General features: G+C 72.6%; 23 protein-coding genes. 6 read left to right on the top strand and 17 right to left on the bottom strand.

Annotated elements, in window-relative coordinates; genetic code table 11:
• Window positions 1-4: 4 nt before the first annotated feature.
• The 3 genes from ABZ354_RS20040 to ABZ354_RS20030 form a co-directional block, all read right to left on the bottom strand.
• Entirely contained in the window at window positions 5-781 is a 777-nt protein-coding gene (locus ABZ354_RS20040; protein ID WP_358658483.1) for an NAD(P)-dependent oxidoreductase, read from the bottom strand.
• A 64-nt stretch (window positions 782-845) separates the two neighbouring features.
• Window positions 846-2,105: an ATP-grasp domain-containing protein gene (locus ABZ354_RS20035; protein ID WP_358658481.1), complete on the bottom strand. Its 1,260-nt coding sequence runs from the start codon at window positions 2,103-2,105 to the stop codon at window positions 846-848.
• Between the two features lie 71 nt (window positions 2,106-2,176).
• The gene (locus ABZ354_RS20030; protein ID WP_358658479.1) at window positions 2,177-2,347 is read right to left on the bottom strand and encodes a hypothetical protein; all 171 of its coding nucleotides are present in this window, start codon (window positions 2,345-2,347) and stop codon (window positions 2,177-2,179) included.
• Window positions 2,348-3,005: 658 nt separating this feature from the next.
• Here ABZ354_RS20030 and ABZ354_RS20025 point away from each other — a divergent pair.
• Window positions 3,006-5,297: an amino acid adenylation domain-containing protein gene (locus tag ABZ354_RS20025; protein WP_358658477.1), complete on the top strand. Its 2,292-nt coding sequence runs from the start codon at window positions 3,006-3,008 to the stop codon at window positions 5,295-5,297.
• A gap of 85 nt (window positions 5,298-5,382) precedes the next feature.
• On the opposite strand, the gene ABZ354_RS20020 is transcribed toward ABZ354_RS20025, so the two are convergent.
• The gene (locus tag ABZ354_RS20020) at window positions 5,383-5,721 is read right to left on the bottom strand and encodes a hypothetical protein (RefSeq protein WP_358658475.1); all 339 of its coding nucleotides are present in this window, start codon (window positions 5,719-5,721) and stop codon (window positions 5,383-5,385) included.
• A 208-nt stretch (window positions 5,722-5,929) separates the two neighbouring features.
• Here ABZ354_RS20020 and lpdA point away from each other — a divergent pair, with 208 nt between their 5' ends.
• The 5 genes from lpdA (at window position 5,930) to fabI (ending at window position 11,991) form a co-directional block, all read left to right on the top strand.
• Complete coding sequence (gene lpdA / locus ABZ354_RS20015; RefSeq protein WP_358658473.1) at window positions 5,930-7,330, top strand: dihydrolipoyl dehydrogenase; 1,401 nt, start codon at window positions 5,930-5,932, stop codon at window positions 7,328-7,330.
• A gap of 117 nt (window positions 7,331-7,447) precedes the next feature.
• On the top strand, window positions 7,448-9,700 hold the full coding sequence (locus tag ABZ354_RS20010) for a molybdopterin dinucleotide binding domain-containing protein (protein WP_358658471.1): 2,253 nt from the start codon (window positions 7,448-7,450) through the stop codon (window positions 9,698-9,700).
• A 182-nt stretch (window positions 9,701-9,882) separates the two neighbouring features.
• Complete coding sequence (locus ABZ354_RS20005; protein ID WP_358658469.1) at window positions 9,883-10,404, top strand: SgcJ/EcaC family oxidoreductase; 522 nt, start codon at window positions 9,883-9,885, stop codon at window positions 10,402-10,404.
• Window positions 10,405-10,454: 50 nt separating this feature from the next.
• Window positions 10,455-11,159: a 3-oxoacyl-ACP reductase FabG gene (fabG, locus tag ABZ354_RS20000; RefSeq protein ID WP_358658467.1), complete on the top strand. Its 705-nt coding sequence runs from the start codon at window positions 10,455-10,457 to the stop codon at window positions 11,157-11,159.
• 4 nt (window positions 11,160-11,163) lie between these two features.
• Window positions 11,164-11,991, top strand: coding sequence for an enoyl-ACP reductase FabI (gene fabI / locus ABZ354_RS19995; RefSeq protein WP_358658465.1), 828 nt, complete (start codon window positions 11,164-11,166; stop codon window positions 11,989-11,991).
• An 88-nt stretch (window positions 11,992-12,079) separates the two neighbouring features.
• Here the strand turns inward: fabI and ABZ354_RS19990 are convergent, their stop codons facing one another.
• From ABZ354_RS19990 to ABZ354_RS19930, 13 genes are read right to left on the bottom strand one after another with little or no spacing between them, the layout of a single operon-like run.
• Window positions 12,080-12,871, bottom strand: coding sequence for an MBL fold metallo-hydrolase (locus ABZ354_RS19990; RefSeq protein WP_358658463.1), 792 nt, complete (start codon window positions 12,869-12,871; stop codon window positions 12,080-12,082).
• Window positions 12,868-13,680, bottom strand: a complete 813-nt coding sequence (locus tag ABZ354_RS19985; RefSeq protein WP_358658461.1) for a 4'-phosphopantetheinyl transferase superfamily protein — start codon at window positions 13,678-13,680, stop codon at window positions 12,868-12,870. The genes ABZ354_RS19990 and ABZ354_RS19985 overlap by 4 nt, the downstream gene beginning before the upstream one ends.
• A complete protein-coding gene (locus ABZ354_RS19980) occupies window positions 13,680-14,546 on the bottom strand; it encodes an aminoacyl--tRNA ligase-related protein (protein ID WP_358658459.1) in 867 nt (288 codons plus the stop codon). The genes ABZ354_RS19985 and ABZ354_RS19980 overlap by 1 nt, the downstream gene beginning before the upstream one ends.
• Window positions 14,521-14,793 (bottom strand): acyl carrier protein, encoded by a 273-nt coding sequence (locus ABZ354_RS19975; protein WP_358658457.1) that lies wholly within the window; start codon window positions 14,791-14,793, stop codon window positions 14,521-14,523. Before ABZ354_RS19975 ends, ABZ354_RS19980 begins: the two co-directional genes overlap by 26 nt.
• On the bottom strand, window positions 14,790-15,674 hold the full coding sequence (locus tag ABZ354_RS19970) for a diiron oxygenase (protein WP_358658455.1): 885 nt from the start codon (window positions 15,672-15,674) through the stop codon (window positions 14,790-14,792). The genes ABZ354_RS19975 and ABZ354_RS19970 overlap by 4 nt, the downstream gene beginning before the upstream one ends.
• Window positions 15,675-15,687: 13 nt before the next feature.
• A complete protein-coding gene (locus ABZ354_RS19965) occupies window positions 15,688-16,779 on the bottom strand; it encodes a hypothetical protein (protein WP_358658453.1) in 1,092 nt (363 codons plus the stop codon).
• A complete protein-coding gene (locus ABZ354_RS19960; RefSeq protein ID WP_358658451.1) occupies window positions 16,776-18,458 on the bottom strand; it encodes an AMP-binding protein in 1,683 nt (560 codons plus the stop codon). The genes ABZ354_RS19965 and ABZ354_RS19960 overlap by 4 nt, the downstream gene beginning before the upstream one ends.
• Entirely contained in the window at window positions 18,455-19,009 is a 555-nt protein-coding gene (locus tag ABZ354_RS19955) for an L-2-amino-thiazoline-4-carboxylic acid hydrolase (RefSeq protein ID WP_358658449.1), read from the bottom strand. Before ABZ354_RS19955 ends, ABZ354_RS19960 begins: the two co-directional genes overlap by 4 nt.
• 46 nt (window positions 19,010-19,055) lie before the next feature.
• Window positions 19,056-20,309, bottom strand: a complete 1,254-nt coding sequence (locus ABZ354_RS19950) for a beta-ketoacyl-[acyl-carrier-protein] synthase family protein (RefSeq protein WP_358658447.1) — start codon at window positions 20,307-20,309, stop codon at window positions 19,056-19,058.
• A complete protein-coding gene (locus tag ABZ354_RS19945; protein ID WP_358658445.1) occupies window positions 20,306-20,878 on the bottom strand; it encodes a hypothetical protein in 573 nt (190 codons plus the stop codon). Before ABZ354_RS19945 ends, ABZ354_RS19950 begins: the two co-directional genes overlap by 4 nt.
• Window positions 20,875-22,011, bottom strand: coding sequence for a beta-ketoacyl synthase N-terminal-like domain-containing protein (locus tag ABZ354_RS19940; RefSeq protein WP_358658443.1), 1,137 nt, complete (start codon window positions 22,009-22,011; stop codon window positions 20,875-20,877). Before ABZ354_RS19940 ends, ABZ354_RS19945 begins: the two co-directional genes overlap by 4 nt.
• On the bottom strand, window positions 22,008-22,268 hold the full coding sequence (locus ABZ354_RS19935; RefSeq protein ID WP_358658442.1) for an acyl carrier protein: 261 nt from the start codon (window positions 22,266-22,268) through the stop codon (window positions 22,008-22,010). Before ABZ354_RS19935 ends, ABZ354_RS19940 begins: the two co-directional genes overlap by 4 nt.
• Entirely contained in the window at window positions 22,265-22,537 is a 273-nt protein-coding gene (locus ABZ354_RS19930) for an acyl carrier protein (RefSeq protein WP_358658440.1), read from the bottom strand. The genes ABZ354_RS19935 and ABZ354_RS19930 overlap by 4 nt, the downstream gene beginning before the upstream one ends.
• Window positions 22,538-22,622: the final 85 nt, after the last annotated feature.

Here is a 22,622-nt window from a genome sequence, read left to right as displayed (position 1 = left end):
CGCCTCAGCCGACGGGGGGCTGCCCCAGGGGCAGCGCGCAGAAGAAGCCACCCACGTAACGCCCGCCCAGGTCGGCCGCCCGGTCGCCGGCGGCCTTCGCCTCCATCTCCGCGGCGAACACCTCCGCGTCGTCCTGCGGCTCGTAGCCGATCTTCTTGCCCGTCTCCAGCGACCACCAGCGCCGCGTGTTGTCGGAGACGCCCCACACGAGGTGGTAGCCCTCGGCGTCGAGCGCCGCGTCCACCAGCCGTACGGCGTCGGCGGGGGACAGCCAGGTCGACAGGGAGCGCACGTCGAACGGCTTGTCGTAGCAGGTGCCGATGCGCAGGCAGACGACGTTCATGCCGAACCGGTCGTGGTACAGCGCGCCGAGCGCCTCCCCGGCCGCCTTGCTGAAGCCGTAGTACGTGTCCGGGCGGGCCGGCACGTCGCCGGGCAGCTCGCCCGTACCCCGCTCCTGGAATCCCACGGCGTGGTTGCTGGACGCCAGCACCACCTGGCGCACGCCCTCCAGCCGGGCGGCCTCCAGCACCGTGCGCGTGCCGTCGACGTTGACGTCGACGATGCGCTCCCAGGTGTCCTCGTCGGTGATGCCGGCCAAGTGCACGACGGCGGACACTCCGCGCATCGCGGCCCGCATCGCGTCCAGGTCGGTGACGGACGCCCGCGCGCAGCCCTCCTCGGGCACGCTGTCGGTGAGCCGCATCGGCCGCCGCAGCCCGTCCCGCAGCATCCGGCCCATGTTCCCGGCGGCGCCGGTGATGAGCACCAGTTGATCCATGCTTCCCGCACTCGCTTCGCTGTCTTGGGTGGTGGGGTGGTCGTTCGTGGAGAGGGCCGGTGGCTCAGTCCAGGTCGGTGTTCGCCCGGAACCACTCGTTGATCTCGTGCAGCCGCTTGACGACGTCGTCCTCGGTGGCGCCGCGCACCACGGCCTCACCGACGTGCACGTCGGAGGCGGCGGTGGGCGCCGTGATCACATGGCCGGGCCGGACCATGGGGCGGCCGAAGACCACCCCGTCCCGGGCGCGCATCTCCTCGGCACTCGGAATGCGGCGCACCGTGCCGGCGCCGGGCGCCATCAGCAGCACGTACCCGTGGACCTCGTCGGACGCCCGCACCGGCGCGGACGGCTCCTCGCCGAAGACGAGCTTCGCCCACTCCAGGTGCAGGTCGACGCCGAAGTGCGCCCGGACCAGTTGGTCGATGGGGCCGCCGCCCACGCGTCCGGCGCACTCGCTGAACACGACCCGGTCGCCGTCGGCGAAGACCTCCATGTGGAAGACGCCGTCCCGGTGCCCGAGGGCGTCGAGGGCGGTCCGCGCCAGGGAGCCGACCTTCTCGTACAGCGCGCCGTACGCGGCGGGGGCGAGCGCGACGCTCCCGGAGACGGCGCCGGAGCGCAGCTCGATGACGTTCTGCAGGTAGCGGCTGATGCCGAGGAAGACCGGTTCACCGTCGCGCACGATGCCGTCGACGTGGTGTTCGGCCCCGGTGACGAACTCCTCGACCAGGAAGGGACCGGTGAAGCCGTCGGCACGGAACCCGCCGAGCGCGTCGTCGAGCTGCCGCTCGTCGCGGGCGACGTAGGTGTGCGCGCAGGAGGCTCCGAGGATGGGCTTGATCACGACGGGCAGTTCGCCGCGTACGCCGTGCAGCGCGTCGGCGTCCGACAGGATCCGGCAGCCCGCCACGGGCAGTCCGGCCTCCGCGATGCGCCGCTTCTGCAGGTACTTGTCCCGCAGCATGACCGCGGTCCGGGGCCGGATCGGGCTCGCGTCGCCCGCGATGAGCGCGGTGGCGACCAGGGAGAACTCCTGCTGGCTGCACACGACGTCGAAGTCCTCGGGGCCCAGTCCCGCGCGCCGCAGTGCGCAGAGGATCTCCTCCACGTCGGCGCAGTCGGAGACGAGCACGGCGCCCTCGACGTCCGCCTGGTGCCCGAACCGCGCGTAGACGTCCGGCGTGGCGACGCACCACACCCGGGCGCCGAGCCCCCTCAGCGCGGCCAGAGTGGTGATCCTCCAGCCGATGAGCAGGACTTTCCGTCCCGCTGCCGCGCCGTCCGTCGCCGTGCCGTCCGTCGCCGCGGAGCGGGCTTCCAAGCCAGCGGCCACCACGTGCGTACCCCCAGTGTTGTCGGTGTGTTCCCGGTGCCGGTCCGTGCGGGGGCCGGTCAGTCCCAGGCCCAGTTGTCGAGCACTGCCCGCTGGGCGGTCCCGCCGGCCGTCTCCGCCCGGACAACGGCGGCGGACGTGGACGTCTGGGCCGCGGACGCCGATGCGAGGGCGACCACGGAATGGGCGACCAGTACGGAAAGGAGCGTCGCCCGGAGGACATTCTTCATGTACGGATTCACCCTCTACGTCGCACAGATGGACGGGCGGCAATGGACGGAATTCCCGTCCGCCGTGCCGCACCCCGGCCGGTGGGCCCATCCTGGCCCCCGAATAACGCGGCGTCACTCGTTTCGACTGGCACCTCCAGGCCATGGCCGCCACATGCCATACGGCGGCCGTCCGTGCGCCCTCCAGTACGCCCCGGCGCCGACCGGCACGCAACAAAAGCACAGGTGACCGCCATGAGGGCCGCTCGTACGTGGCCTGTGACGGCCATGGCCTACAGGTGCCAGCCGGAAAGAGTGACGCAGCGCCCGGAACCGTTCAAAATGAGGGCCGCAACGAAACCGATTTTCTGACAGCCCCCACAAACTGACAGCCATGCCGAATTGACAGCTCTTCCGAATCGATTCATTTTCTCCGCATCCCCTCGCGGGCGGTGAGCGCGCATCACTTCCGTAGGTTTTTCCTGAAGGGCTTCGGACGGCTCCCACAGGCCCGTGCCCATTCCGCGCGCATGCCACGTCCCGCGGCGCCTCCGCGGCCCCGGAGCCTTGCCCTCCGCACCGCGGCCCCACCGCACCGCACCGGTGAGTCCTCCCGTCCGCGCCACGCCGAGGAGCCCTCGGGGGCTTCGACGGCCCCGAACTCCTCCTAGGACGCCTCGTGAGCAACGCCCTCGAACCCGAGCCCGGCCGGCAGGACGCCCCCGGGTCCACGTCGTTCTGGCAACGGCACCGCACCGCCTGGGCGGAACCCACCGCGCTCGTCCGCGACCACCTGCGGGAACACGCCGCGGCCCGCCCCACCGTCACCGCGACGCTCCCCGGCGCGACCCTCTCCGCCGCCCGCGACCTGACCCGCGCCGAGCCGCTGCGGACGCGGACCCTCGGAGCCGCGGTCCTGGCCCTGCTCGCCGCCCGCGCCACCGACCGGGACGAGGTGACGGTGTTCGTCCCGCTGTCCCCCGTCGCGCGTCCGGACGAGACCCTGGCGGTCCCCGTCACCGCGACGTTGACGGCCGCGGCCACCGGACACGACCTGCTCGACGCGGTGCACGAGGCCTGCGTGACGGCCTCCGCCCACCTGGACGTCCCCCCGCACACCCTGCTGGACGCGGACGGCATCCGGCCCACGGACCTCATGCTGGCCGTCGGCGCGGACCTCACCACCGACGACGCCGACGCCCGGGGCTGCCCCCTCCTGCTCGACCTGCACCTGACACCGGACAGCGGGCCGGAGGGCACCCCGGGTGTCCACCTCGCCTACGACGCCCGGCTGTTCTCGCGGGACACGGCCCGGCGTCTCGCCGAGTCCTTCGCGGACCTGCTCGGCCTGCTGCTCAAGGACCCGGCGCAGCCCCTCGCCGCCCTCCTCGCCCCGGCCGACGCGGAACGCGCCCGCATCACCGGCGAGTTCAACGCCACGACCGCGGACTTCCCCGCCGACCGCACCCTGCACAGCTTCCTCCAGCAACGCGCCGCCGAAGCGCCCGACACGGTGGCCCTGGCCGACGACGGCACGACCTACGCCGCCCTGAACGCGGCGGCCAACCGCCTGGCCCGGGTGCTGCGCTCGCGCGGTGTCGGCGCCGGCGACGTCGTCGGCGTCTGCGTCCCCCGCTCACCGGGCATGCTGGTCGCGGTGTACGCCGTCCTCAAGGCGGGCGGCGCGTACCTGCCGATCGACCCGGCCCTCCCCGCCAACCGCGTCGGCTACATCCTCGACCACAGCGGTACGTCGCTGGTCGTGGTCGCCGACGACACCGCGCACGTGGTCACCGGCCGGCGGACCGTCGCCGTGACCGACCCGGAGACCGAGACCGCGGACCCCGCCGACCTGCCCGCCCTGAGCGGCCCGGAGGACCTGGCGTACGTCATCTACACCTCCGGCTCCACCGGCCGTCCCAAGGGGGTCATGGTCGAGCACCGGGCCATCGTCAACCGCCTGTGGTGGATGCAGCGCGCCTACCCGCTGGGCCCGGACGACGTGATCCTGCACAAGACGCCGATCACCTTCGACGTATCGGTGTGGGAGATCTTCTGGTGGTCGCTGGCCGGGGCCCGCGTGGCCACCCTGCCCGGCGGTGACGAGCGTGACCCGCGGCGCCTGGCCGGGCGGATCGCCGGGGCCGGGGTCACCACCATGCACTTCGTGCCGTCGATGCTGCACGCCTTCCTGCAGTACACCGCCCTCACCCAGGACACCGGGGACCTCTCCTCGCTGCGCCGGGTGTTCGCCAGCGGCGAGGCGCTCGCGGCGAGCCACGCGCAGACCTTCTCGCGGCGTCTGGGCGCCTTCGCCGAACTGGTCAACCTCTACGGCCCGACCGAGGCCGCCGTCGACGTCACCTGCCGGCCGTGCGGCGACGTCGACACCACCCGGTCCGTCCCGATCGGCCGCCCCATCGACAACATCCGCGTCTACATCCGGACCCGCTCGGGCGCCCTGGCCCCCGTCGGCACCCCCGGCGAGCTGTGCATCGCCGGCACCGGCCTGGCCCGCGGCTACCTCAACGCCCCCGACCTCACCCGGGAACGCTTCGTCCCGAACCCCTTCGAGGAGGACGGCGTCCTGTACCGGACGGGCGACCTGGCCCGCTGGCTGGACGACGGCACCCTCGAGTACCTCGGCCGCATCGACACCCAGGTGAAGATCCGCGGCTACCGCATCGAACCGGGCGAGATCGAGCACGTCGCCGCCACCTGCCCCGACGTCCTCGACTGCGCCGTCACCACCACGGCGAACAGGGCGGGCCACCCGGCACTGGTCGCGTACGTGGTCCCCGGCCCCGCCTACACGCGCGACCGCCTGCGCGAGGCACTCGCCGCCGAGCTGCCCGCGTACATGGTCCCGCAGCACCTCGTCGAGGTGGACGCCATCCCGACCAGCCACAACGGCAAACGGGACCTGAAGGCCCTCCCCGACCCCCTGCCACGCCCCCGCGGCTCCCGGTAGGGCACCGCACGGCGAAAGCGCCGCCTCCGACGCACTCGCCGGGCGCCGGAGGCGGCGCTGCGCCGCGCCGCGTCCACCCGTCTGCTCAGGCCGTACCGTCGTACGGGGGGTCGGAGTACAGTTCCGCGGCCGCCATGACCCCGAGCGGCAGATCGCCCGCGCACGAGTAGAGCCGCCACCCCGTCGGCCAGGTCCGGGTGAGCCACGCGGTCCATGCCGTGAGGGCCAGACACTCCGCCTCCAGCAGGTCTCGGGCCGACACGAAGGTCATCGCCACGACACGGGGAGGGCTCGAGACCAGGGTGATGTGCTCCGCCCCCCGCTGCGGGTCGCCCCGGAGCAGGGAGGCCGCCACGTCGCAGGCGCGCTGCTCCATGACAGGAGTGCTCTCTTCAGGCTCCAGGACGACCTTGATGGCGTACACGGAAACAGCCTAGGAGCCACGGACCCGCCGGTGCGGGACGGCGCCCGGCCGCCTGATGCCATGTCACGGGGAGGCCACCCGGAACCGGCCGGGAGCGGAACGCGATCCGGCCCCTCAGCCGCCCGGGGTGATCGGTGAGGGCAACATCACAGCCCGTGCCCACACCGACACGGTTGATTGCCCGCCCCGACGGGACGACAGTTCCCCTGTGACCCAACACTTTGACGTACTTGTTCTGGGAGCGGGACCCGGCGGCTACACGGCAGCGGTGCGGAGCGCGCAACTCGGCCTCTCCGTCGCCGTCGTCGAGGAACGGTACTGGGGCGGCGTGTGCCTCAACGTCGGATGTATCCCCTCCAAAGCCCTGCTGCGCAACGCCGAAATGGTGCAGTTCGTGGCGAACGAAGCCAAGGCCTACGGGATTCATGTGGGCGGCGAGGTGTCGGTCGACTTCGGAGCCGCGTACCAGCGCAGCCGCAAGGTCGCCGACGGCCGGGTGAAGGGCGTTCACTATCTGATGAAGAAGAACGCCATCACCCAGTTCGACGGGCGCGGCACCTTCACCGACGCCCACACCCTGGAGGTGGCCCTCTCCGACGGCCGCACGGAGACCGTGACCTTCGGCCACTGCATCCTCGCGGCCGGCGCGAGCCCCCGGCTGCTGCCCGGCACCTCCCTGTCGGACCGGGTGGTCACCTACGAGAGCCAGATCCTCAGCGAGACGCTGCCCCGCAGCATCGTCATCGCGGGCGCGGGAGCGATCGGCGTCGAGTTCGCCTACGTGCTGCGCAGCTACGGCGTGGACGTGACCATGGTCGAGTACCTCGACCGCATGGTCCCGATGGAGGACGAGGAGATCTCCAGGGAACTCGCCAGGCACTACCGCAAGCTCGGCATCGAGGTCCTGACGGGGACCGCCGTGGAGAGCATCGACGACTCCGGCGAGCGGGTCCGGGTGACCATCGCCAAGGGCGGCGAGCGGCGGACCCTGGAGACCGACAAGATCCTCCAGGCGATCGGCTTCGCCCCGAACGTCGCGGGCTACGGCCTGGAGAACACCGGTGTCCGTCTCACCGAGCGCGGCGCCGTCGACATCGACGGGCGCTGCCGCACCAACGTGCCGCACATCTTCGCGATCGGGGACGTCACGGCCAAGCTGATGCTGGCCCACGCCGCCGAGTCCATGGGCATCGTGGCCGCCGAGACCATCGCGGACGCGGAGACCATGGAGCTGGACTACACCATGATTCCGCGGGCCACCTACTGCCAGCCGCAGATCGCCAGCTTCGGCTGGACGGAGGCCCAGGCACGCGAGCGTGGCTTCGACGTCCAGGTGGCCAAGTTCCCCTTCACGGCCAACGGCAAGGCGCACGGCCTGGGACACGCCGTCGGCTTCGTGAAGATCGTCAGCGACGGCACGCACGGCGAACTGCTCGGCGCCCACCTCATCGGCCCCGAGGTCACCGAACTGCTGCCCGAGCTGACGCTGGCCCAGCAGTGGGACCTGACCGTCCACGAGATCGCACGCAACGTCCACGCGCACCCCACGCTCGGTGAGGCGGTCAAGGAGGCCGTTCACGGCCTGGCCGGACACATGATCAACATGTAGCGGGCCGACGCTCGGGCCGCACAGCGGACCGCGTGCCGTTCTTTTGCGGAAGTCGGGACGGCGCGTTCGGCCTTCTGGTTAACTGCGCGCAGTCGATCAACTGTGCGGGGGACAGAATTGGGTCGAACAGCGGCACGCGTGTGCCCCTTGTGCGAGGCCACCTGCGGCCTGAGCGTCACCATGTCGGACGAACACGTCACCCGTGTCCGGGGCAACCCGGACGACGTCTTCAGCCACGGCTACCTCTGTGCGAAGGGCGCCTCGCTGGGCCGGTTCGACAGTGACCCCGACCGGCTGACCGCGCCGCTGGTGCGCCGGCCCGACGGCGGCTTCGACGAGGTGGGGTGGGCGGAGGCCTTCGAGGCCGTGGACCGCGGTCTGCGGGCCACGACGGACCGGTACGGCCGTGACGCCGTGGCCCTCTACATGGGCAACCCCGTCATCCACACCCTGGCACTTCCGCTGTACATGCTGGTGCTGCGGGAGCGGCTGGGCACCCGGAACATCTACTCGTCCACCACGCTCGACACCATGCCCAAGAGCGTGGCCTGCGGATGGATGTACGGAGATCCGCTCGCCTTCCCGCTGCCGGACATCGACCGCACCCACCACCTGCTCGTCCTCGGCGCCAACCCGGCGGAGTCCAACGGGAGCCTGTGGACGGTGGCGGACCTGCCCGGGCGGCTCAAGGCCCTCAAGGCCCGGGGCGGGCGCCTGGTCGTCGTCGACCCGCGCCGGACCCGCACCGCCGACCTCGCCGACGAACACGTCGCGCTCCGGCCGGGAACCGACGCCCTGCTGCTGCTCGCCATCGTCCACACCCTGCTCGACGAGGACCTGGCGACCGACCCCGGCGAGGGCTTCGCCGGATTCGGTGAACTCGCCGGCCTGGTGAAGGACTTCGGCGCCGACGAGGTCGCCGACGCCTGCGGGGTCCCGGCCCCGACCGTGCGCCGGCTCGCCCGCGACCTGGCAGCGGCGCCCACGGCCGCCGTCTACGGCCGGCTCGGCACCTGCACCACCGAGTTCGGCACGCTCACCAGCTGGCTGGTGGACGTCGTGAACATCATCACCGGCAACTTCGACCGTCCCGGCGGAGTCCTCTTCGGCGAGGCGCCGCACGCCACGCGCCGCCCCGCCGAGCCGTTCCGCACCGGCCGCCTGCACAGCAGGGTCCGGGGCCTGCCGGAGGTCAACGGCGAACTGCCCACCGCCACCCTCGCGGACGAGATCGAGACGCCCGGCGAGGGCCAGGTGCGGGCCCTGGTCTGCATCGCCGGGAACCTGGTTCTCGCGGCCCCGCAGGGCGAACGGCTGGACCGGGCGCTGCCCGGCCTGGACTTCATGGTCTGCGTCGACCCCTACCTGAACGAGACCACCCGGCACGCGTCGGTCATCCTGCCGCCGCCGAGCCCCCTGCAGTCGCCGCACTACGACGTGGTCCTGGCCAGTCGTTCGGTGCGTCGCAACGCCCGCTTCTCGGCACCGCTGCGTGACCTGGAGCCGGGCCGGCCCAGCGAGGCGGAGATCCTCGCCCGGCTGGTCCTCATCGCCTCCGGCGCAGGACCCGACGCCGATCCGGAGCAGGTGGACGAGCAGCTGATCGACCTGACCCTCAGGGCGGCCTGCGCCCGTCCGGGCACCCCGCTGAGAGGACGCGAACCGGCCACGCTGAAACAACAGCTGGACGGGGACGACGCTTTGGAACGCCGGCTCGACCTGATGCTCCGGCTGGGCCCTGCCGGTGACCTGTTCGGCGCGCGCGCGGACGGCCTGAGCCTGTCCCGGCTGAAGGACTCCCCGAACGGGATCGACCTCGGGCCGCTGCGGCCCCGCCGCCGCGAGGTGGTGATGACCGCCTCCGGCCTGGTGGAAGTGTGCCCGCCAGCCGTCACCGCGGACCTGCCCCGGCTCGCCGCGCGGATGCGGGACCTCCACGACGGCGGTCTGGTGCTCGTGTCGCACCGGCAGCTGAAGTCCGTCAACAGCTGGTCCCACAACATCCCCTCGCTGTCCGGCGGCACGAACCGCTGCACCCTGCAGATCAGCGAGGAGGACGCCCGCCGCCTCGGCATCGCCGCGGGCGACCAGGTCCGCGTCCGCAGCCGGGTCGGCGAGGTGGTGGTGCCGGCGGAGCCCACCGACCGGCTGCGCGACGGCGTGGTGAGCCTGCCCTACGGCTGGGGCCACGGCCGGAAGGGCACCCGGCTCCGGCACGCGGCCACCGAGCCGGGGGTGAGCGTCAACGCCCTCACCGACGGCGCGACGGTGGACCCGCTGTCGGGGACGGCCGTCTTCAACGGGGTGTCCGTGCGCGTGGAGCGCGTGGCAGGCACCGACGGCGCGCCGGAGACGGGGAACGCCCCGTAGGCAGGACACCGGGACGGGGAACGCGGGGGTAAAACGGAGAGCGGAATTCCGACTCGCGGGTAATTCCACACTTCACCGCAGACGAAACTCCTGGCGATTGATCTGGCCAAAAACTTCCCATTCCAACGGGCCACCTCTAGACTGCAGAAACAATCTCGCCAGGGGAAACAACGGGGGGAACCATGAGCCGTATCCGCAACATCGTGCTGTCCGCCATTTCGCTCGCCCTGCTGGCCGGGGTGACGACGGCGGCGAATGCCGCCGATTCGCCCAGCACCAGCATCAAGGACACGAGCTGCTCGCCCACGCAGCCCGCCATTCTGGACGTCCCGCACAGACTCTTTGCGGCCTGGGACAAGGGTGACGCGAGCGGCGTGGCCGCGCAATTCACCACCGACGGCCACATGATTCCGAACAATGGCGTCTATCTCACCAGCAGCAGTGCGATAGCCAGCTACTACAAGGCGGCCTTCGGCGGGCCGCTCAAGGGCACCCGGATGATCGGCAAGCCGCTCAGCGTGCGCTGCCTGTCCAGCGGCACGGCCGTGATCGACGGGCTCGGCGGCCTGCTCCTGCCCGGCGACACCTACACCGACCCGGAGCAGGTGCCGATCGGCCAGCGCATCATCGTCTCCTGGACCGCGGTGCGGATCAACGACGTCTACTACATGAAGGAATTCCAGAGCACCCAGATCCAGAGCTGATTCAGCGACGGGTGCCGCACACAGGAACCGAGCGGGAACGGAGCATGTGGTTGCCACGCACAGTGCTGGTCACAGGGGGCAACAGAGGAATCGGCCGGGCCATTGCCGAGGAATTCCTCGGCAAAGGCGACCGAGTGGCCGTCACCTATCGCAATGAGCCACCGGACGGGAAAATGCTGGGCGTCCGCTGCGACGTCTCCGATCCGGAACAGGTCGACGCGGCATTCACCGCCGTGGAGCAAGAACTCGGCCCAGTCGAGATTCTCGTCTCCAACGCCGGAATCACCGACGACCGGCCCATGCTGCGTATGCGGGAAGAGCAATTCTCGCGGGTCCTCGACACCAATCTCACCGGTGGCTGGCGCTGCGCCAGGCGTGCCCTGCCCAAAATGCTCAGGGCCCGGTGGGGCCGCATCGTGTTCCTGTCGTCCGTCGCCGGGCTGCGTGGCAACCCGGGTCAGGTCAACTACGCGGCCAGCAAGGCCGGGATGGTCGGCATGGCCCGTTCGATGGCCCGCGAGTGCGCCGTCGCCGGCATCACCGTGAACGTGGTGGCACCCGGCCTCATCGAGACCGACATGACCGCCTCCCTGCCCGCAGCCCGCAAGGAGGCGCATCTCAAGGAGATCCCGGCGGGCCGGGCGGGCAGCGCCGAGGAGGTGGCCGCCACGGTCTCCTGGCTCGCCGGGGAACGGGCCGGCTACGTCACCGGCGCGGTGATACCGGTCGACGGCGGCCTCGGAATGGGGCACTGATCGCATGACCACGACGACCCCCGCCCCCCGCGACCGTCCGGCCCTCGGCGCCCGTCCGGCCGCCGGGGGCACCGGCCTGCTCGCCGGCAAGCGCCTGGTGATCACCGGTGTGATCACCGAGCGGTCGATCGCGTTCGCCGTCGCCCGCCTCGCCCAGCTGCAGGGCGCCCGGATCGTGCTCACCGGCTACGGCCGGATGTCCCTGGTCGAACTGGTCTCCCGGCGCCTGCCGGAGAAGCCGCCGGTCGTGGAACTGGACGTGACCGACCCGGCGCACCTGCAACGGCTCCCGGACACGGTCGGCGAACACCTGGGCGGCGTCGACGGCGTGCTGCACTCCGTCGCCTTCGCCCCGCCGAGCTGCCTCGGCGGATTCCTCACCGCGCCCTGGGAGGACGTGGCCACCGCGGTCCACACCTCCGCCTACTCCTACCAGTCGCTCGCCGTGTCCCTGCTCCCCCTCATGGGGGACGGCGGCTCGGTCGTCGGCCTCACCTTCGACGCCACGAAGTCCTGGCCCGCCTACGACTGGATGGGCGTGGCCAAGGGAGCCCTGGAGTCGGCCAATCGCTACCTCGCGCAGGAGCTCGGCCCACGCGGCATCCGGACCAACCTGGTGGCCGCCGGTCCGCTGCGGACCACCGCCGGCAAGGCCATCCCCGGCCTCGCCCGGACCCAGGACGACTGGGCCGCGAGAGCGCCGCTGGGCTGGAGCGTCTCCGACACCGAACCCACCGCCCGGGCCTGCGTGGCGCTCCTGTCCGACTGGTTCCCGGCGACCACGGGCGAGATCGTGCACGTCGACGGCGGCTATCACGCCGTGGGCGCCTGACGGGCGCGTCAGGCTGCTGCCCCGGTCCCCTCGCGGGGGCCGGGGCAGCAGCCTTGCCGGGACACGGCGTGTCAGCCCGGCCGGCGCGTCACAGCGCGACGCGGCTGCCCGCTCCCGGTGTCACCAGCCGCTCCGCGCCCAGGGACTTGGCGAAGGACGCGGCGACGGCGTCCTGGCCCTCCGTGAAGTGCTCCCAGCCGTCGTGGTGCACGGCGAGCACCTTGCGCGCGTCCAGCAGCCGGGCGGCCTCCGCGGCCTGGTCCGCGGTCATCGACAGCAGGGTCGGACCGAACGGGGCGAGCTGCGCGGCACCCATGTGCAGCACCGCCAGGTCCACGCCGTCCCCGCCGAGGCGCTCCGCGAGCGCGCGCACCGGCTCCAGGGACACGTTGTCACCGCTGACGTACACCGAGGGCAGGCCCTCGCCGGTCAGCAGGAAGCCGGTGACGGTGCCGAGCATCTGCTCGGTCCCGTCCGGGCCGTGCTGGGCCGGGACGGCGGTGACGACCACCCGGCCGCCGTCGGGGCGCCGCAGCACGTGCTCGGCCCAGGGGGCGAGGCCCGTGCCGCCGACCCGCTCGGCGGCCTGCTCGGTGGTGAGCACCAGCGGCGCCGCCTTGAGGAAGGCGCGGCCGGCTCCGTCGAGGTTGTCGGGGTGCTGGTCGTGCGACAGCAGAACGGCCGCCACGTCGCCGACCTCGTCCGGGGTGAGCGCCGGGTCCGTCAGCTTGCGCAGGGCCACCGGGCCCATGCTGTAGGCGGTGTCGGCGGCGTCGAACGTCGGGTCGGTCACGAACCGCAGCCCGCCGAGGTCGATGACCACGGTGGGCCCGCCCACCGTGGTGACGGCGAGCTGGTCGACGGCGTTCTCGGAGGTCATGGAAGTGCTCCTTGTGCATCGGAGGAGAGGGGGAAGGGGTGGGGGAATGGAGGGGGGCCTGCCCGTCCGGCCGGTGGCACGACGACCAGGCCCCCGGTGAAACCGCACGGCAGCCGCAGGGGATGCCAGGCGTGGCCGACGCCCTGTTCCGGAGCGTCGGCGAGGGTGAGGACCCCGGTGCCCAGGGCCTTCACGTACGCCTCCCTCCTGGTCCAGATGTCCAGCCAGGCGGCGTCCTCGGCCGGGCCCCGGGCCGCGTCCAGGAGGGCGCGTTCGGCAGGGGAGAACAGGCGGCGGGCCAGCACGTCGGCCCGGGGCACCGGCCGTATCGCCTCGATGTCGACGCCGACGCGGGTACCGGGAGCGAGCCCCGTCCCCACGGCGACGGCGACCAGGCCGGCGGTGTGCGCGACGTTCACGTCCACGTCCGGCTCGCCGGCCGTCCAGGGCCGCCCGGCGCCGTCCACGGCGAGCGGGACCCGGTCGGGCGGCAGGCCGAGCACCCGGCCCAGCGCACCGCGCAGCACCCACCGTGCCAGCACGAACTCGGTCCTGCCCAGCGGATCGGACACGGCGTCGTACCGCCGGCGCTCGTGCGGGGGAAGCGTGGTGGCGGCGAGCTCCGCCACCACCTCGGCCGTCAGACCACGCCCGTCGGCCCACCACGCGTGGATGCCGCCGGCCCCGTCCGGGACGTGCGCCGCCAGGCCGGTGACCGGACTCGGGCCACCCCCGCCGACGCCGCAGACGCAGCCGACGGCGTCGTGCGCCGGGACGTCGGGCGCCGCGTCCGATCCGCCGTGTGTCACTACCGGCCGACCGCCTGAACCCGGTCGGCCAGCTCGTCCTCGGTCATGTCGAAGTGCGAGGTCAGCGCGCTGATCCAGCGTTCCAGCCCGAAGGCCACGCAACCGGTGAACGCCGGCTCGCCGTCCGCGGTGCGGATCTCGCAGCGCTCGCCGAAGAAGTTGCGGTGGAAGTTGAGCGACCCGATGGCCAGGGAACCGTCGAAGACGAACTCCTCCTTGACGGGGAAGAGTTGCGCCATCAGGGCCCTTCCGGCGCTCGCGTCGAAGAACGGGTCGGTGGCGGACTGGATCTCGACCGGCAGCCCGAGGTCCGCCAGGAAGCCCGACACCCGCTTGCGGAACACCTGGAGGTGGTCCAGCACCTCGTCCCGCCCGCCCACGCAGACGATCTCCCGCATGCTGAAGCCCAGCAGCCGCCGCAGGCCGTCGTAGTGGTCCTCGCGGCGGAAGCAGGTGGCGACGGTGGTCACCTTGTGGGCGCCGTCCAGCGTCCGGCCCGCCGCGTCCAGGTAGATGTTGTAACAGGCGGCGGACGGCAGCGCGTACGCCGCCTCGGTCAGCTGACCGGCCGGCACGGCCGGCGGCCTCGGCTTCCCCGTGGCGTACTCCGGGGCAGCCTCCTGTGTCAGGGCCGCCCCGAGGATCGCCAGGTGGGGGAAGTTCTGGAAGTAGTCGAGCCGGTGCAGGTCCTCGACCCGCATCAGCGGCGGGTACTGGACCTCGTCGGCACCGGCCTCGGCCGCCCAGCGGGTGAACACCGCCTCGAGCGCGGCCCGCAGCCGGAGCGCTCCGGGCCCCATGGTGGCGAGACCGCCCCGGATCGCGGCCGTACGACCCGCCTCAGTGCCCGGACTGGTCGGGCTCATGGAAAAACCTCCTTCGAATGGCGTTGATCGTGCGGAAGTCGGACGGCCGCACGTTCTCCATCAGGATCTCCTCGCCCGTCTGCTCCTCCAGCACGTAGAGGAAGTCGACGAAGCCGAGCGAGTCCAGGATGCGGTTCTCGACCAGGTCGAGTTCCGGGTCGATGGAGGTGAGGTCCGGGCGCTTCTTCAGCAGGTACCGGACCACCGCGTCGACACCGGCCGAGGTCTGCTGCTCCACATCGCTCATGAGCGCGGCAGGACGTCGTCGGTGAAGATGCCCTCGCTCACCAGGAAGCTCATCGAGCGCTTGAGCATCTTGCGTTCCAGCTCGTGGAAGGCCGGGTCGGCCAGCACCTCGTTGCGCACCTGGTACGGGTTGGGGATGCCCGCGTCCTTGAAGGCGTGCGGGTTCACCAGGCCGTCCACGGACTTGCGCAGGTACCGCTTGAGGTACAGCTCCAGCTCGGCCAGTTCCTCCTTGCCGAGCTTCTCCCGCAGCTGCCGGTGCAGCAGGGAGACGATCTGCCGTCCGAAGGCGACGTGCCGGGACTCGTCCTGGTGGTGGATCGCGTTGATCTGCCGGACGGTCGGGTGCAGCCGCTCGTCGTCGCCCATCCTCTTGTTGAAGAAGTCGACGATCTCCTCGAAGAGCAGCAGCCGTGCGAAGACGAGGAAGTGGGCCGACTCGCCCTCGGACTTCATCTCCAGCTGGACGCCCTTGTCGGGGTAGACCTTTCCGCCGTACTTCAGGCAGAACGTGGCGAAGAACCACATGTGCTCGTTCTCTTCGCCGATCATGTGGTGGAAGTACTCGGAGGAGACGGCGAAGTCCTTGGTGTGGATGCGCGCGATGATCTCCGTGATCAGGTCACGGATGCCGTCGACGTTCAGGCTGTAGAAATTGACGCTCTCCCACTTGCTGATCGCCCACATCTGCTCCTCGGTGAACGACTCGGCCACCTTGGTCCCGTGGACGGACATCAGCTCCGGTGACATCCAGTACTGGTTCTCGGGCAGTGAGTCGGGCCACTGGAACAGCTTGTAGGGGTCGTAGTAGTCCCGCTCGGACATCGACACGAGCCGGTCGAGTATGGTCTGCAGCTGCTCGTCGGCCTGTAGTACGGCCATGGGTCTTCCTCCCTTATTCGTCGGCGCCGTTACCGGCACCGTTCGCCTCGGACAGGGCGGGCTGCTCCGCCGAGAGCTGGATGTCGGTCTGGTGGCGCGGGTGCATGAACCTGCCGTCGCGGCGGTATCCGTTCACGGGTTCGTCCGCGTGGTGGTCCGTGGGCATCAGACGGTTCAGCAGCGAGCCGTTGAAGGCCTCCGCGACCGCCGGATGCGGCATCTCGGCGTGGTGCCCGGCCAGGATCACGAAGGCGGGGTCGACGGTCTTGACCAGGCCGTCCTCGTCGACGACCTCCAGCCACGAGTGGGCGAGGTCGAGCATGCCCATGATCCAGCCGCGCCGGGTACGCGCCTCGAAGCCGGCGGCCCGGCACCGCTCGGTCAGCTCCAGGCACACCGAGATGCAGGGGGCGTAGCCCTGGGACAGGACCACGTCCTTGCGCCACTGCATCTCCTCGGGCATGCGGCCCCAGCGGAACTGGTCCGGCCCGAACGACGTCACGATCTCGCGCAGCGTCCGCGAGCGGATCTCACGCCGCTCGCCCGACGTCACGACGACCCCGGACGCCGTCAGCCCGGTCGTGCCGCGCACGGTGATGTCCTTGTCACCCCGGACGGCACCCTCCGGGCCGACGGACAGCGACTCGACCCAGCCGCCGTGCAGCTCGGGGCGGGGCGTGGCCAGGTTCCACTCCATGTGCGCCGGGTCGGCGTCCTCCTCACCGGCCGGCGGTGTGAGCGCCACCGAGCAGTCCCAGCGCTGGGGCCGGAACAGGGTGCCCGGGTCGGCGTGCATCCAGCGCAGCGCGAAGCGCATCGTCTTCTCGGGCACGGACGTGCCCGACCCCGAGTAGAGCGCGAGGTTCACCAGGTCGAACCGGTCGAAGAGCTCGGCCCCCGGCTCCCCGCCGTGCGGCAGGCCCTCCCGCAGCAGCAGGTCGAGGGTGTCCGGCCCGCACTGGAGCATCTCCAGCGCACCGGCCCGCGTCACCCACTCGTCGCGCAGGTCCTGCGGGATCACCAGCAGGTTCCGCAGGGACTCCAGCCAGCCTTCCAGGCCCAGCGGCTGCGCGGGGCGGCTCCACGGTTTGGCCTCGGTGTTCATGCCTCGCTCCTGAGGGGTGTCGGGCCGGTGGGTGCCGGGCCGGTGGGTGTCGGGCCGGTGGGTGCCGGGTCGGCGGGTGCCGGGCCGTCGGGTGAGTACAGGGCGCGCAGCGCGGCCTTGTCGGGCTTGCCGTACGACGCCGTCGGAATGTCCGTGACGAACGCGAACCGTCCGGGCACGTGGGCCGGCCCCAGGGCGTCGCGGACCAGGGCGCGCAGGGTGTCCTCGACGTCGGCCGGGGCGTCCTGCGCCGGGACGCACACGGCGAGCAGCGCCTCGCCCGTGCGCGCGTCGGGAACTCCCACGACGGCGGCGTTCCGGACGGCCGGGTGGGCCGTCAGCACGTCCTCCACGGCCTGCGGATGGCAGTTCGTCCCGTCCACGATGACCAGGTCCTTCTCCCGCCCGGTCAGGTAGAGGTAACCGTCCTCGTCGAGCCGCCCCAGGTCGCCGGTGCGGAGCCGGCCGCGTCGCAGCACCTGCTCGGTCAGGTCGGGGCGCTGCCAGTAGCCCGCCATCACCGTGGGGCCCGACACCTCGACCGCGCCCTCCGCACCGGGCGGCAGCGGGTGGCCGTCCGCCCCGGTGATCCGGACGGTCACGCCGGGCACCGCACGGCCGACGGACGAGAACAGCTCGGGCCGGGACGCCGCGGCCAGGGCGTGGTCCTCCGGGCCCAGGCCGGTGATCGCGATGGCCTCGGTCAGCGCGTAGCTCTGGCGCAGCCGCGGGCCGAGGAGCCGCACCGTCTCGGCGAGCCGGTGCGGGGCCACGGGGGCGCTGCCGTAGCTGAGGGAGGCGAGGCCCCTCAGGTCCGTGTGCGGCAGCTCGGGGTGGTCCAGGAGCCGGTAGAGGTACGGCGGGTACAGGTACGTGCTGACCAGTCGCCCGGCGTCGGACGCCCGGGCCACCCGGCGCAGCAGCACGCCGGCGTCGAAGCCGTCGAACAGTTCGACGCTCACCCCGTGGCGCAGCAGACCGAACGCGATCGCTCCCGCGGCGTGCGCCATGGGCGTCATCGCCAGGAACCGCAGCCCCGGCGGCGGCGCGGCCCCCGCCCAGGCTCCGGCGGCCGCGGCGAGCGCGCCGAAGGTGTACGCCACGCCCTTGGGCTGTCCCGTGGTGCCGCCCGTGTACAGCACCCGGGCGACGTCGTCCTCCTGGGCCGCCACGGGGACGGGGTCGTCCGTCTGGTCGCCGGCCGCGGCGAGCAGGTCCGTCACCTGCGGGTCCGTCACCTGCGGGTCGGTGCACGGCCCGAGGGTGAACAGCAGCCGCGCCCCGGCCGCGCGTGCGGCCTCGAGGGTGCGGTGCGCCGTCCCGGCGGGTCCGGCGCCGGCGACGACCACGGCGCTCGGGGCGGCGTCGCGCAGGATGTGCTCGGTCGTCCGGGCGCCGCCGCTCGCGTACACCGGCGTGTAGCAGATGCCGAGGATGTGTGCGGCCAGCCCCACGGCCGTCATCTCCAGCGGGTTGGCGGCCAGCAGCACCAGCCCGTCCCCCCGGCCCAGGCCGCGGTCCCGGAAGACCCGGGCCGTGCGGTGGGTCAGCGAGAGCAGTTCCCGGAAGCTCATGCTCCGCTCGCCGTGGACGAGAGCCGTGCCGTCGCCCCACCCGGTGAACTGCGCGACGGCGCTGGTGACGTACGCGGCGGGCGCGTTCGCGGTCCGGGCCGTCACAGCGCACGCTCCGCGGCGGCGTCGCCGGAGCCCCGGGGCACCGTGCAGGACTGGAAGCGGCAGGCGGTGCCGCCGGTGCGCATGCACTCCACACGCCGGTCGCGGACCTCGGTCCGCAGGCCGTCGAACCAGCCCTCCCGCATCTGCGGACACGGACAGTCGTAGCCCTCCAGCGTCCCGGCCCGCGCCAGCATCTCCAGGGCGAAATTGCGCGAGACCACCGTCTCCCAGGACTCCTCGCCGGTGACCTTGTTGGCGGCTTCCACGGCGTTGCCGGTCATCAGGTGCGAGATGCCGGTCAGCGCGGAGGCCAGTTCGGCGGCGGAGAGCCCCGGACCCAGCCCGTTCTCCCGCGCGTAGGCGGCGGCGATCCGCCGGGCGACGAACCGCATCGCCTCGGCGTTGATCTCGTTGGCCGCTTCCTGGCCGAAGCGCTTCGCGACCCCCTGGTACCAGCGGGCGTCGTGCAGCCACCAGAACTGGCGCAGCAGGTCGGCGGGCGACTCGTCCGGGCTTGCCGGTCCGGGCGGCCGGGGTGCGGAACTGGTCACGGTGTCCTTGTCCTTCCGGGGTGGGAGTGGGTGGATACGAGGTGCGTCAGGCCGTTCCCCGGGGCCGTCCGAACACGAGGCTCACGTTGTGGCCACCGAACGCGAAGGAGTTGGACACCGCTGTTTCGGGGGCCGCCGCCCGGGGCGCGCCACGGATGTGGTCGAGCGCGCACTCCGGGTCCGGATGGTCGAGGTTCGCCGTCGCCGGGAGGCTGCCGTCGCGCAGCGCGAGCACCGTCGCCGCCGCCTCCACGGCCCCGGCCGCGCCCAGCAGATGCCCGATGGCGCCCTTGACCGAGCTGACCGGCGGACCGTCGTCGCCGAAGACGGCGCGGATGGCCCGCGCCTCCGCCACGTCCCCGGTCCTTGTCCCGGTCCCGTGGGCGTTGACGTAGCCGACGTCCCCGGCCGACAGGCCCGCGTCGGCCAGGGCCAGGCGCATCGCCGCCGCCGCGCCGGACCCGTCCGGCAGGGGGGCGGTCGGGTGGTGGGCGTCGGTGGTCGCGCCCCACCCGAGCACCTGCCCGTGCGGGGTGGCGTTCCGGGCGCGGGCGTGGCCGGCACGCTCCAGGACGAGGATGCCCGCGCCCTCGGCCAGGACGAACCCGCCGCGGTCCCTGTCGAACGGGCGGCTGGCCGCCGCGGGGTCGCCCTCCCCGGCCCGTCCGAGGGCGCGGGCGTTGCCGAAGGAGGTGGCCACCGAGGGAGCCAGCGCGGTGTCCGTGCCGCCGCACAGCACGACGTCCGCGACGCCCTCGCGTATCAGCCGCAGCCCTTCGGCCACCGACATGGCACCCGACGCGCAGGCCGTCGCGATGGAGCTGCTGACTCCGCGGACGCCGTGGCGGATGGCGATGCGCGCCGCCGCCATGTTGGGCAGCATGCCGGGGAGCAGATACGGGCTGACGGCGACCCGGCCGCGAGCGGCCCGCCCGACGGCCTGCTCCTCGTACGTGCCCAGACCGCCAGCGCCGGTGGAGACCACCACCGCCGTGCGCTCCGCGGCCACGTCCCGGCCGATGGTCAGCCTGCTGTGCCGCAGTGCCTCGTCGGCGGCGGCCAGGGCCATCAGCACGAACCGGTCGACCGAGCGGGCCTCGGTGCGGGGCAGGACGTCGGTGGCGGGGATGTCGGGGGCGACGCCGGCCACGTCGGCTCCGGTCGCGGCCCACTCCTCCCCGTCCAGACGGCGCAGCCCGGACCGCTGCCCGGCCAGCCCGTCGGCGAACGCGGACACACCGAGCCCCAGGGGGGTGACCAGGCCCATGCCGGTGACCCAGACCTCGTGCGGCCGGTTCACGACGTGACCTCCCCGGCGCCCGGGGCGGGCCGTACCAGCAGGGCTCGGGCACCGCCCGCCTCGCCGTCCGGGCCGATCTGCTCCACGAGCAGCACCAGCGCCTCGTCGGCGTCGCCCCCGGCGACCAGGGAGCGGGCGACGTCCACGGCTTCGCCGAGCGGGTCGCCGAGCGTGTCGTCGGGGCTGAAGCAGATCACCGGACCGGCCAGCCCCCAGCGCTTGGCGACGTGTCCGACCACCGCGTTGGGCACGGACTGGAAGAACAGCAGGGGCGCGGCGGCCTTGCCCGCGTCCACGGCGGCGGCGGTCGCGGTGTGGGTCTCGAGGTCGCCGCCCCGGCTGCCCAGCACGATCGCGGTGCGTTCCGCCCGTCGCCGCATCGTCCCGTCCTGCGTCCGGGGTGCTCCGTGGACCTGTTCCAGGCAGCGGTCGGCGGCCGCCGCGGCCATCGGGCTGAACCCGGACACCACGAACCCGGTGAGCGGCGGTGGTGGTCCGGTGTCGGCCGGGCCGGGCCAGTTGCCCCGGGCCAGGATCTCTGTGTCCGCCAGGTGCGGGGAGTGGGTCATGGCGCGCTCACCACCAAGGCCGTGTTGGCTCCTCCGAAGGCGGCGTTCAGGCTGAGGACGTGCCGTGGGTCGGCCCGGCGGGGCTCGTCGAGGACGAGGTCCAGGCGGCAGTTGTCGTCGGGTCCCGCGTAGCCGGCGTTCACCGGCAGCTCGCCGTGCCGCAACGCCAGGACGCTCACGGCGAGTTCGAGCATTCCGGAGGCCTCCAGGGCGTGGCCGTGCAGGGACTTCGTGGAGCTCACGGGTGTGGTGTCGGCCGCGTTCCCGAGGGCCCGGCGCAGGGCGGCGGTCTCCGCCGCGTCGTTGTGGGGCGTGCCGGTGCCGTGGGCGTTGACGTAGCCGATGTCGCCGGGCTCCAGTCCGGCCTTGGCCAGGGCGGCGCCGATCGCGCGGGCCATGCCCAGGCCTTCCGGGTGCGGTTGGCACACGTGGTAGGCGTCGCCGGCCAGGCCCCAGCCGGACAGCACCGCGAGCGGGTGCGCCCCGCGCGCGGCGGCCCCCGCCCGGGACTCCAGGACCACCGCGGCCACGCCGTCGCCGAGCAGGAGTCCGCGCCGCCCGGCGCTGAAGGACCGCAGGACGCCGTCGGGGGCCAGCGCCCGCCCGGCGGAGAACAGCGCGAAGTTGTCCTCGTCGACGAGGTAGCCGGCGGACACCACGACGCGGTCCTCCCGGCCGCCGCGGATCCGCACGGCGGCCTCGGAGAGCGCGGTGCTCGCGGCGACGCAGGCGTTGGTGTACGTCCGTGCGGCACCGCGCAGCCCGCAGCCGTGCGCCAGGTGGGCCGCGGTGTCCGAGATGGCCGTCTTCCCCTGGGCGGACAGCGGCCTGCGGGCGACGGCGGGGTCGGCGTGGCGGCCCAGCAGCAGGGGTGCCTCCGCCCGTTCCGCCGCGCTGAGACCGGCTTGGTCGCAGGCCCCGGTCACGACCCGGCGCAGTTCTTCGTCGAGGTCGGTCGCCTCCGGCAGCGCGGCGGCGACGCCGGTGCGGTACCGGTCCGTCGCGAACCGGCCGACCGGGGCGAACGCCGCCCGGGCGGTGGCCAGCCCCTGCCGGAGGGCGTCCGTTCCGCGGCCGAAGGCGCTGACGACGTCGAGCCCCGTGATGACGACGTCCCGGTCCGGGCCGGTCATGTGGCGCCCCTGTCGGGTGCCGCGCCGGTCATGGCGGTCCCCAGCACGGCCACGGCGCCCTCGACGGTGTCCATGGCCTCCAGCTCGTCGTCGTCGAGGTCGAGCCGGACGCCGTACCGCTCCTCGACGGCATGCACGAGCCATGCCAGTTGCAGCGAGTCGATCCGTTCGCCCACGGCTTCCGGGGCGCACTCGCCCTGTTCGGCCAGCAGGGCGATCACGTCCTCGCGGCCGGGCGCGAGAGCGGGGCCGCTCATGCCGAGCCCGCCTCGGCCGCGACCTGCGTCAGGCGCCGCTCGACCTCTGCGACGAAGTCGCCGACGGTCATGGTCTGCATTCCTTCGACGTCGTCGTCGGAGAACTTGACCCCGTACTCCTCCTCGACCTGCATGACGAGTTCGGCGGTGGTGAGCGATTCCAGCTCCATGCCACCGTCGCCGATCGGCGTGCTGTCCGTCACGTCGGAGGTGTCGAGGTTCATGGCCTCCAGGGTGTTCACTACGAATGCGCGCACAGGGGTGCTCATGGCCTGGCTCCTTGTTCGGTGTTCGTGTGGGCGGGGCGCGGCTGTTGCGGCCTCTGGGACGGGTGGGGGCGGTGTTGTCTCGGGT

Source organism: Streptomyces sp. NPDC005925 (assembly GCF_040638805.1).
In the GTDB taxonomy this organism is placed as follows: Bacteria; Actinomycetota; Actinomycetes; order Streptomycetales; family Streptomycetaceae; genus Streptomyces.
This window is presented reverse-complemented; position numbering and strand designations above follow the sequence as displayed.

What these genes read in the sequence shown, in the direction of transcription:
- ABZ354_RS19940 (WP_358658443.1), bottom strand. Translation starts at nt 22,011, where the DNA reads ATGACCGGCCCGGACCGGGACGTCGTCATCACGGGGCTCGACGTCGTC.
- ABZ354_RS20030 (WP_358658479.1), bottom strand. Translation starts at nt 2,347, where the DNA reads ATGAAGAATGTCCTCCGGGCGACGCTCCTTTCCGTACTGGTCGCCCAT.
- ABZ354_RS19930 (WP_358658440.1), bottom strand. Translation starts at nt 22,537, where the DNA reads ATGAGCACCCCTGTGCGCGCATTCGTAGTGAACACCCTGGAGGCCATG.
- ABZ354_RS19935 (WP_358658442.1), bottom strand. Translation starts at nt 22,268, where the DNA reads ATGAGCGGCCCCGCTCTCGCGCCCGGCCGCGAGGACGTGATCGCCCTG.
- ABZ354_RS19970 (WP_358658455.1), bottom strand. Translation starts at nt 15,674, where the DNA reads ATGGCCGTACTACAGGCCGACGAGCAGCTGCAGACCATACTCGACCGG.
- ABZ354_RS19975 (WP_358658457.1), bottom strand. Translation starts at nt 14,793, where the DNA reads ATGAGCGATGTGGAGCAGCAGACCTCGGCCGGTGTCGACGCGGTGGTC.
- fabI (WP_358658465.1), top strand. Translation starts at nt 11,164, where the DNA reads ATGACCACGACGACCCCCGCCCCCCGCGACCGTCCGGCCCTCGGCGCC.
- ABZ354_RS20040 (WP_358658483.1), bottom strand. Translation starts at nt 781, where the DNA reads ATGGATCAACTGGTGCTCATCACCGGCGCCGCCGGGAACATGGGCCGG.
- ABZ354_RS19965 (WP_358658453.1), bottom strand. Translation starts at nt 16,779, where the DNA reads ATGAACACCGAGGCCAAACCGTGGAGCCGCCCCGCGCAGCCGCTGGGC.
- ABZ354_RS19945 (WP_358658445.1), bottom strand. Translation starts at nt 20,878, where the DNA reads ATGACCCACTCCCCGCACCTGGCGGACACAGAGATCCTGGCCCGGGGC.
- ABZ354_RS19990 (WP_358658463.1), bottom strand. Translation starts at nt 12,871, where the DNA reads ATGACCTCCGAGAACGCCGTCGACCAGCTCGCCGTCACCACGGTGGGC.
- ABZ354_RS19980 (WP_358658459.1), bottom strand. Translation starts at nt 14,546, where the DNA reads ATGAGCCCGACCAGTCCGGGCACTGAGGCGGGTCGTACGGCCGCGATC.
- ABZ354_RS20005 (WP_358658469.1), top strand. Translation starts at nt 9,883, where the DNA reads ATGAGCCGTATCCGCAACATCGTGCTGTCCGCCATTTCGCTCGCCCTG.